Source organism: Mycobacterium sp. (assembly GCF_044342925.1).
In the GTDB taxonomy this organism is placed as follows: Bacteria; Actinomycetota; Actinomycetes; order Mycobacteriales; family Mycobacteriaceae; genus Mycobacterium.
On record NZ_JBIIOV010000133.1, the window covers coordinates 1 to 9,017 of the forward strand.

Here is a 9,017-nt window from a genome sequence, read left to right on the forward strand (position 1 = left end):
CGAGGGCGGCGGCGAGTCGATCGAGGAGCAGGCCGCCGAGGCTGCCGAGTCCGCGGGCGAAGGCGCCGAGGCCGAGTAGTCGACCGTGGCGGCGCCACGATCGTCTTCAGTGGCCGAGCCGCTGCTGGTCGTCGGCCTGGGCAACCCCGGACCGCAGTACGCCAAGACCCGGCACAACATCGGGTTCATGGTGGCCAATGTGCTGGCCGCCCGTATCGGCGGCCAGTTCAAGGTGCACAAGCGCTCTAGCGCCGAGGTCGTCACCGGACGGCTCGCTCACCGCCTCATCGTGCTGGCCAAAACCCGCTGCTACATGAATGAATCGGGCCGGCAGGTCGGTCCGCTGGCCAAGTTCTACTCGGTCGAGCCGGCGAACGTGATCGTCATCCACGACGAACTCGACATCGACTTCGGCAGGATCCGGCTCAAGCTGGGCGGCGGCGAGGGCGGCCACAACGGCCTGCGGTCGGTGGCCAACGCCCTGGGCACCAAGGACTTTCAGCGGGTGCGCGTGGGGATCGGGCGTCCGCCGGGGCGCAAGGACCCCGCGGCGTTCGTCCTGGAACCGTTCAGCAGCGCGGAGCGCGCCGAGGTGCCGACCCTGTGCGAACTGGCCGCCGACGCCACCGAACTGCTGATCGAGGCGGGCCTGGAACCGGCGCAGAACCAGGTTCACGCCTGGTGAGCGGTGACCCTGCAGGCGGCTGGTCGGTCAGAAACCGCCCTGCGCCATCAGCCACGGAAACACCGATTGGCTGTTGTTCGGCGCAGGCCTGGTTCCCTGCATTCCGCCCTTGAATGAGACGGTGCCCTGGGTCTGGCAGACCCCCTTGAAGCCAGGTTGCCGGCAGGTCTCCCGGGCATTGGCCACCGGTGCCGAAAGTCCAGCCGCCACAACCAAACCCGCCATCAGCACTGCCGCCTTGCGAGCCGTCATCGTGTTCCTTCTCTCTACCGTCGCTGCTGTACGCTCTGTCATCCGGGCCCTCATCACGGGCACGCCGACACGACGACCACGGCGTCCGCGCCCTCGGGCGTGCCGTTGGCCATGGCCTTGTTCAGCGCATCCTGACGGGCGGCCTCCACAGTGGGGCCCGCACCGCCGGCCACGACATCGGTCAGATCCGACGCCACCGAAGCGATACACAGGTTGTCGTTGGTGACCTCGTCGGCGGTGCAGTTGACGCCGCCGGCAGCCTGGCAGGCCGCGATGACATTGGCCGAGGCCTCGTCATTGGTCGCGCCGGTCGCGGTGAAACCCACGATCGCGTTGATGAAGGCGCCGGTGCCGACTGCCACCGAGGTGTCTTGTTCGACGACGCCGTCCGGGCCGCCGGCCCATGCGATGCCAGTCGAGGCGCCCCCGACGATAACGCCCGCAGCGACGACTGTACAAACCATTCGGGTCCTGCCCATATCGGTCCTCTCCTGATATCCGTCTCTAGGTGACCAGCGTCAGCGACGTGGAGCGCCGCAGCTTGCCGGACGGGGTTTTGGGGATGGTGCCGGGACCCAGCACCACCACGTTGCGCGGACGGACGTCAACCTCGGCGACCACCTCGTGAGCAACGGCCTGCTCGATGCGGCGCACCTCGGCCGGGTCCTCCCAGGCGTTGGATTCCACAGCCACCGCAAAGGTTTCACGGGAGTGCCCGGCGTCCATTCGCACCGCCACCGCGCAACCGGGCCGCACACCCTCGACCCGGCCGGCAGCCCGCTCGATGTCGGTCGGGTAGATATTGCGGCCGGCCATGATGATGACGTCCTTGACCCGGCCGCAGACCACCACGTGGCCGTCTTCGGTGAGGTAACCCAAGTCGCCGGAGTCATACCAGCCGCTTTCGTCCTGCGCGGCCACGAAGCCGCCCATGGTGATGTATCCCGGCGTCAGGGATTCCCCGCGCAGTTCGATGATCCCCACTCCGCGGGCCGGCAACACCGTGCCGTCCTCGTCGACGATGCGGGCCTCCAGATCGCGCAGCAGCGGGCCCAGCGTGGCCAGCCGGCGGGTGTTGCCCTTGCTCGCCGGGACCGCCCGGCGCAGCGCCGCCAGCAGGTCGGCGTCGACCTCGTCGACCACCAGGCCGGCGCCGCACTCGGAGAACGACACCGCCAGGGTGGTCTCGGCCATGCCGTAGGCCGGCAGGATCGCGTTGGCGCTCAGGCCGAACGGCTTGCCGGCGTCGAGCAGATCCTCAACGTCGGCCGGGTCGACGGGCTCGGCGCCGGACAACGCGAAACGCAGTGTGGACAAGTCGAATTCACCCGGCTTGGCCTGCCGCCGCAGCCGCTTGGCGAACAACGCGTAGGCGAAGTTGGGCGCCGCCGTCATGGTGCCCTTGTACTTGTCGATGAGCTTGGCCCACAGCAGGGTGTCGCGCAGGAAGTCCATCGGGGTGACCTTGACCAGCTCTGCGCCGAAGTACATCGGGATGGTCAGGAAGCCCACCATGCCCATGTCGTGGAAGCAGGGCAGCCAGCTGACCATGACGTCTTTCTCGACGTCGTATTCCGCGCCGATGAACATCGCCTCGGCGTTGGAGTAGATGTTGCGGTGGGTGATCACCACGGCCTTGGGTGAGCCGGTGGAGCCGGACGTCAACTGCATCAGCGCGACGTCGTCCTCACCGGTCTGGACCGAGTCGACGGGTTCGGCGGCCAGCAGGTCGGCGACCGTCAGCACCAGCACACCGCGCTCCTCCAGCACCGGCGCCGCGGCCAGGAACGGGTCGGAGACGACCACGGCCTTCGCCTCGATCATGTCGATCACAGTAGTGGTGTCCTGCGCCCAGTGCGCCAGGTCGGTGCGCGGGGTGGGCTGGTGCAGCATGGTGATGCTCGCGCCGCGCATCCACAGGGCCTGCGCCACCGGGGCGATCTCGACCGGCGCGCCGGCGAGCACGCCGACGGCGTCGCCGGGGCCTACTCCGGCAGCCGCCAGACCGCCGGCGATGCGGCGGGCCCGGTCGTGCACCTCGGCCCAGGTTTGGCGGACCGGCTCGTGCGGCTCACCGGTGACCATGCCCTTGGTGCTGGTCCGAGCGCTGTGGAACATCTTGTCGGTGAAACGGCTCACGACGATCTCCTCGGCTTCCGGCGCGGCTCCTCGATAACCACAGGCAACTGCCTTTCTCCATCGTCCGCCCGGCTGCGCCCGTCGCCTAGACGGCGCGCCCTGCGAAACGCGGAGCAATTCAGCATCACCGCCGATGATCTTAAACTCTCCTTAAGATTCTGGCCAACTCCGCGCGGGAGTTCACCGGCGTGTCACACCCCGGCCGTCGAATTGGGCACCACCCGGGCGCCGTGCACGGGTCCGTGGGCCACCCGTACCGTGCGGCATACCCCGGCCCCGGCCAGTTCGGAGCCGACGTCGACGGCGGCCCGAGCGGACGCGCACAGGAAGGCGCAGGTTGGTCCTGACCCGGACACGATTCCCGCCAGCGCACCGGCCTCTACGCCGGCCCGCAGGGTGCGGCGCAGGTCCGGTTTGAGGCTCACCGCCGCGGGCTGCAGGTCGTTGCCGAGCAGCGGAGCCAGGGCATGCGGATCCCCGGCGGACAGTGCGGTCAGCAGCGGCTCTGGATCACTGAGGCGGGGCGGTGAACCGCCCTCACGCAGCCGGTCGATCTCGCCGTATACCGCGGCGGTGGACAGCCCGCCCGTACCGAAAGCGAGCACCCAGTGAAAGGTGTTGCGGGCGAGCACTGTCGCCAGTTCCTCGCCGCGCCGGGTACCCAGCGCTGTCCCGCCGTGCAAGGCGAACGGCACGTCACTGCCCAGTTCGGCGGCCATGGCATGCAGATCCCGGCGAGGCACGCCCAGTTCCCACAGCGAGTTCATCGCGACCAGAACCGCAGCGGCGTCCGCGCTGCCGCCGGCCATACCGCCGGCCACCGGGATCGACTTCTCGATGGTGATCTCGACGTCGGGCGCCCGCCCGACGTGCTCGGCCATCAATTCGGCCGCCTGCCAGGCCAGGTTGCGCTCGTCGACCGGCACCTCGGCGGCGCCCTCCCCCACCAGCCGCAGCGACAGCACATCGGCGGTACTGACGGTGACGTCGTCACTCAGCGAGACAGCGTGGAAGATGGTCGCGAGTTCGTGGTAGCCGTCCGGACGGCGGTCACCGACGGCGAGAAAAAGGTTGACCTTGCCGGGGACCCGGACGGTCACCGATCCCGTCGGCACCCATTCCGCAGCGGTACTGCCGTTCATTGGCACCGCAGCAGAGTATCGGTTGGGCGCCGAGGGTCAGCGCAGGTCTGCCGGCTGGTCGGCTGACCGCTCGGGCGCCAGCGTGCCCCCAGAGCGCTGCAGCAGCCGCACGAAGTCGGCGACGGTGAGAGTCTCGCCGCGCCGGGCCGGGTCGATGCTGGCCGACAGCAGCCGCTCAGCGGACTCGTTGCCCGAGCCCGCCCACTCCAGGAACGCGTTGCGCACCGTCTTGCGGCGCTGCGCGAAAGCGATGTCCACCAACTCGAACGCCTGCCGGCGGAAGGCATCGTCCGTGGGCCACGGCGAGGTCTCGTGCCGGTCGACGCGCACCAGCCCGGAGTACACCCGGGGGATGGGCCAGAACACCGTCGGCGAGACCATGCCGTACCGGCGGACGTTGCCGAAGAACCGAATCTTGACGCTGGGCACGCCGTACTCCTTGCCACCCGGCTCAGCTGCCAGCCGCTCGGCGACCTCGGCCTGCACCATCACCATCGCGGTGCGGATGGAGGGGAACTCGGAGAACAGGTGCAGCAGGGCCGGGACGGCGATGTTGTACGGCAGGTTGGCCACGACGGCGGTCGGCGGAACGGCGATCTCGTCGCGGCGCAGCGCCAGGACGTCGTGGTTGAGCACGGTCAGCCGGTGAATCTCGCTGTGCGAATGCTCGGCGATGGTCTTGGGCAGCCGGCTCGCCAGCAACGAATCGATCTCCACGGCGGTCACCGTGGCGCCGCGGTCGAGCAGGGCCAACGTCAGCGAACCCATACCGGGACCGACCTCCAGCACATGGTCGCTCTTGCTGATTCCGGACGACGACACGATGCGCCGCAACGTGTTGGCGTCATGAACGAAGTTCTGCCCCAGCGCCTTACGCGGCCGGAAATCGAGCTCTCGGGCGATATTGCGAATCTCAGTTCGCGTTAGTAGCCGAATTGTCATCTTGCCCCTTCACCGCAAACTGGCCACGCGCCACACCCCTGACGGGCCCTGGTCACTTCAGCGATCGCTATTTGCTCTTCCCTGGTAGCCAAGTCGGCTCTTTCAGAGTAGCGCAGACCGCCGTTGCGCTACCAGTTGGTTTTGGTCTAACCGCACAACCAAAAATCCATTTCCGGTGTTGTTAGCACAATAATTTCCCGATTCGCATGCTGCGATAGCGACCCAGCGGCCTCATTCCGCACCGGCGGCACGTCGGTGCCCGGTTTCGCTCCGACCCGGAGCATAAATTCGCGGGCAGGGACGGTCACGGTATTGAAAACGGGCAACCTTCCCGTTTCCTTCCCGTTAACCGTCGCGACAGCAAAAGTGACGTCCTGTTCCCCAAGGTGCGCCAGGATCATCGGCCGCCTGCCAACTGATGTTCAGCGCGGGGTCCTCGACGCGGCGAGCGCCGAGTACGGGCGCCCGCCAGGGCCGGACAGCCGAACACGGGCGTCCTCAGCAGACCCTTATTCAGACCATTGATCCACTCGATACACCCGACGAGCGGTCTCCGCCGATTCCCGGGCGAGTTCCTCCGCCGGACGATCCAGCAGAGCGGCTAGGGCCCGGACGGTATAGGGCAGGCAGTACGGCTCGTTGGGTGCGCCGCGGAACGGATGCGGAGTGAGAAACGGCGCGTCGGTCTCGACCAGCAGCTGGCCGGGCGGGATCAGCGCTGCGGCGGCCCGCAGGTCTTTGGCGCTGGTGAAGCTGACCGTTCCCGACAGGCTCAGAATCCATCCGGCATCCAGGCAGGTGCGCGCCATCTGCGGGCCGGACGAGAAGCAATGAAAGATCACCGTGTCCGGCGCACCCTCGGCGCGCAGCACGTCGAGCACGTCGGCGTCGGCGTCGCGGTTATGGATCATCAGCGGCTTGCCGAGCCGCTTGGCCAGGTCGATGTGCCAGGCGAAGGCCTCGCGCTGCACCGCCGGTTCGGCGCAGCCGGCCAGCTTGCCCGGCCAGTACAGGTCCATCCCGGTCTCGCCGATCGCCACGACGCGGGGGGTTGCGGCCAGTCGCTCGATGTCGCAGCGCGCCGTCTCGGTGAGCGTCTGGGCGCGGGTGGGGTGCAACGCCACGGCGGCGTAGACCCGGTCATCCCACGCGGTGGCCCCGGCCGCCCAACGCGCCGAGTCCAGATCGTCGGCGATGGTGACCATCGCCTGCACCCCGACCGCCTCGGCGCGGTCGGCGATCGCCCGGACATCCGCAGGGGTGCGCGCCCCGCAGGCATCGAGGTGGGTGTGGGCGTCGATCAGCGGGCTCAAGGGTTCGGGGGCCGGCGGACGCTCCCGAGGTTTAGGACTCACCGCGATCACCCTAAGCGTCCACCGAATAAGGTGTGCCCTGAGATGAGCCAGCCCTTCTACGTGACCACCGCGATCGCCTACCCCAACGGCGCACCGCACGTCGGCCACGCCTACGAGTACATCGCCACCGACGCGATCGCCCGCTTCAAGCGCCTCGACGGGTTCGACGTGCGGTTCCTCACCGGCACCGACGAGCACGGCCTGAAGATGGCCCAGACCGCCGCCGCCGAGGGAATCCCCACCGCCGAGTTCGCCCGCCGCAACTCCGATGCGTTCCAGCATCTGCAGCGGATGCTCAACATCTCCTTCGACCGGTTCATCCGCACCACCGATAGCGACCACTTCGCGGCATCCGCGGCGATCTGGCAGCGGATGGCCGACAACGGCGACATCTACCTGGACTCCTACTCCGGCTGGTACTCGGTGCGCGACGAGCGGTTCTTCACCGAATCGGAGACGTCCCTCGACGCCGAGGGCACCCGGGTCGCCACCGAGACGGGCACTCCGGTCACCTGGACCGAGGAGCAGACGTACTTCTTCCGGCTGTCGGCCTACGCCGACAAGCTGCTCGCGCACTACGAGGCCAACCCCGATTTCATCGCCCCGGAGGTCCGGCGCAACGAGGTGGTCAGCTTCGTCTCCAGCGGCCTGCGCGACCTGTCGATCTCCCGGACGTCGTTCGATTGGGGCGTTCCGGTGCCCGGGGACCCGGCACACGTGATGTACGTGTGGGTCGACGCACTGACGAACTACCTGACCGGCGCCGGCTTCCCCGATACAAATTCGGCTCTCTACCAACGGTATTGGCCAGCCGATCTACATATGATCGGCAAGGACATCATCCGCTTCCACGCCGTCTACTGGCCGGCCTTCCTGATGTCGGCGGGAATCCCGCTGCCGCGCAGGGTGTTCGCGCACGGGTTTCTCTACAACCGCGGCGAGAAGATGAGCAAGTCGGTCGGCAACGTCGTCGACCCGGTGTCACTGGTGGAGAGCTTCGGGGTGGACCAGGTGCGCTACTTCCTGCTCCGGGAGGTGCCGTTCGGCCAGGACGGCAGCTACAGCGAGGACGGCATCATCGGCCGGATCAACACCGACCTGGCCAACGAACTGGGCAACCTGGCGCAGCGGTCGCTGTCGATGGTGAACAAGAACCTCGACGGCCGGGTGCCCGAACCTGGCGAGTTCAGCGCCGAGGACACCGAACTGCTGACCCTGGCCGACGGCTTGCTGGCCCGGGTGCGCGAGGCCTTCGACGCCCAGGCGATGCATCAGGGCCTGGAGGCGATCTGGCTGATGCTGGGGGCGGCTAACCGGTACTTCTCCGCCCAGGAGCCGTGGGTGCTGCGCAAGTCCGAGGCCGAGGCTGATCAGTTGCGCTTCCGCACCGTGCTCTACACCACGCTGGAGGCGGTCCGGATCGCCGCGGTGCTGATACAGCCGGTGATGCCGGCTTCCGCGGCACGGCTGCTGGAACAGCTCGGCCAGTGGCAACAGTACAACCGGGAGTTCGCGAAGTTGGGTACGCGGCTCAAGCCGGGCACCATGTTGCCGCCACCCACCGGGGTGTTTCCGCGTTACGAGATCAGCTAGCGGCGTCTGCGCCCCGCGACCCCCGCCGGAAAGGCAAGCTATGGCGATGCGCTGCGAGCGGCTGGGTGACCTGGGCTCCCCCGCCGACGTGCTGCGCGCCGTCGACGCCGGCGCCCGCCGCCACCGACTGCCCCCGCCGGCAGCGCTGATCGGCGAATGGTTCGGCGCCCGGGCGGTGATCGCCCCCAGCGTCGCGGTCGTCCCGGTCGACCCCGCAGCGGTGTTCGATGTCGCCCCCGGGAATCGCACCGACGCCGTCGGCGGCGGCTGGATCGGGTACCTGTCCTACCCGGATCCCGGGGCGGACGGCGCGCGGCCGCGTATCCCGGAGGCCGCCGGCGGTTGGACCGACTGCGTCCTGCGGCTCGACGCCGCAGGCAGCTGGTGGTACGAAAGCCTCACCGGCACAGAGCTTCCCGACTGGATCAGCGCGGCACTGCAGTCACCGGTGGAGCCCGGCCGATGTGACATCGCCTGGAGTGAGCCCGACCCGGCCCGGCACCGCGCCGGCGTGCTGGCCTGCCTGGAGGCGATCCGCGCCGGGGAGTGCTATCAGGCGTGCGTCTGCACGCAGTTCACCGGGACCGCCATCGGATCGCCGGTGCACTTCTTCGCCGATGTCGTCGCCCGGACCGCACCGGCGCGCGCGGCGTTCCTGGCCGGGGACTGGGGGGCGGTGGCGTCGCTGTCGCCGGAGCTGTTCCTGCGCCGCGCCGGCGAGGACGTCAGCTCCAGCCCGATCAAGGGCACCCTGCCCGCCGACGCCGACCCCGAACAGCTGCGGGCGTCGGTGAAGGACGTCGCGGAGAACATCATGATCGTCGACCTGGTGCGCAACGACCTGGGTCGGGTGGCGCGGACCGGATCGGTGACGGTGCCAGAGATGCTCGCCGTGCACCGGGCACCGGG

The 9,017-nt window shown here is 68.6% G+C and carries 9 protein-coding genes and 1 pseudogene; 3 read left to right on the forward strand and 7 right to left on the reverse strand.

The window, feature by feature from the left end:
• Nucleotides 1–109 precede the first annotated feature (109 nt).
• Complete coding sequence (gene pth, locus ADBZ6I_RS13320; RefSeq protein ID WP_526384590.1) at nt 110–685, forward strand: aminoacyl-tRNA hydrolase; 576 nt, start codon at nt 110–112, stop codon at nt 683–685.
• A 27-nt stretch (nt 686–712) separates the two neighbouring features.
• Here pth and ADBZ6I_RS13325 read toward each other — a convergent pair whose 3' ends face one another.
• From ADBZ6I_RS13325 to ADBZ6I_RS13355, 7 genes and pseudogenes are all read right to left on the reverse strand, one after another.
• Nucleotides 713–937, reverse strand: a complete 225-nt coding sequence (locus ADBZ6I_RS13325; RefSeq protein WP_526384592.1) for a hypothetical protein — start codon at nt 935–937, stop codon at nt 713–715.
• A 53-nt stretch (nt 938–990) separates the two neighbouring features.
• On the reverse strand, nt 991–1,401 hold the full coding sequence (locus ADBZ6I_RS13330) for a DUF4189 domain-containing protein (protein ID WP_526384594.1): 411 nt from the start codon (nt 1,399–1,401) through the stop codon (nt 991–993).
• A 40-nt stretch (nt 1,402–1,441) separates the two neighbouring features.
• Complete coding sequence (locus ADBZ6I_RS13335) at nt 1,442–3,076, reverse strand: fatty acyl-AMP ligase (protein ID WP_526384596.1); 1,635 nt, start codon at nt 3,074–3,076, stop codon at nt 1,442–1,444.
• Nucleotides 3,077–3,267: 191 nt separating this feature from the next.
• A complete protein-coding gene (locus ADBZ6I_RS13340; protein ID WP_526384598.1) occupies nt 3,268–4,218 on the reverse strand; it encodes a 4-(cytidine 5'-diphospho)-2-C-methyl-D-erythritol kinase in 951 nt (316 codons plus the stop codon).
• A gap of 36 nt (nt 4,219–4,254) precedes the next feature.
• Nucleotides 4,255–5,160 carry a 16S rRNA (adenine(1518)-N(6)/adenine(1519)-N(6))-dimethyltransferase RsmA gene (rsmA, locus tag ADBZ6I_RS13345; protein WP_526384600.1) on the reverse strand — a complete coding sequence of 302 codons (906 nt, stop codon included), beginning with the start codon at nt 5,158–5,160 and terminating at the stop codon, nt 4,255–4,257.
• Nucleotides 5,157–5,607: pseudogene (locus tag ADBZ6I_RS13350) on the reverse strand (transglycosylase family protein); the annotation flags it as partial. The pseudogene ADBZ6I_RS13350 and the gene rsmA, both read right to left, overlap by 4 nt.
• 62 nt (nt 5,608–5,669) lie before the next feature.
• Nucleotides 5,670–6,521 carry a TatD family hydrolase gene (locus ADBZ6I_RS13355; RefSeq protein ID WP_526384606.1) on the reverse strand — a complete coding sequence of 284 codons (852 nt, stop codon included), beginning with the start codon at nt 6,519–6,521 and terminating at the stop codon, nt 5,670–5,672.
• Between the two features lie 36 nt (nt 6,522–6,557).
• Between ADBZ6I_RS13355 and metG the strand changes: the two genes are divergently transcribed.
• Nucleotides 6,558–8,108: a methionine--tRNA ligase gene (metG, locus tag ADBZ6I_RS13360; RefSeq protein ID WP_526384602.1), complete on the forward strand. Its 1,551-nt coding sequence runs from the start codon at nt 6,558–6,560 to the stop codon at nt 8,106–8,108.
• 46 nt (nt 8,109–8,154) lie between these two features.
• On the forward strand, nt 8,155–9,017 hold an 863-nt coding region (locus ADBZ6I_RS13365; RefSeq protein WP_526384604.1), incomplete at its 3' end, for an aminodeoxychorismate synthase component I.

Excerpts from the sequence above, each read along its gene's own strand:
- ADBZ6I_RS13330 (WP_526384594.1), bottom strand. The coding sequence starts at position 1,401 with ATGGTTTGTACAGTCGTCGCTGCGGGCGTTATCGTCGGGGGCGCCTCG.
- ADBZ6I_RS13325 (WP_526384592.1), bottom strand. The coding sequence starts at position 937 with ATGACGGCTCGCAAGGCGGCAGTGCTGATGGCGGGTTTGGTTGTGGCG.
- ADBZ6I_RS13340 (WP_526384598.1), bottom strand. The coding sequence starts at position 4,218 with ATGAACGGCAGTACCGCTGCGGAATGGGTGCCGACGGGATCGGTGACC.
- rsmA (WP_526384600.1), bottom strand. The coding sequence starts at position 5,160 with ATGACAATTCGGCTACTAACGCGAACTGAGATTCGCAATATCGCCCGA.
- metG (WP_526384602.1), top strand. The coding sequence starts at position 6,558 with ATGAGCCAGCCCTTCTACGTGACCACCGCGATCGCCTACCCCAACGGC.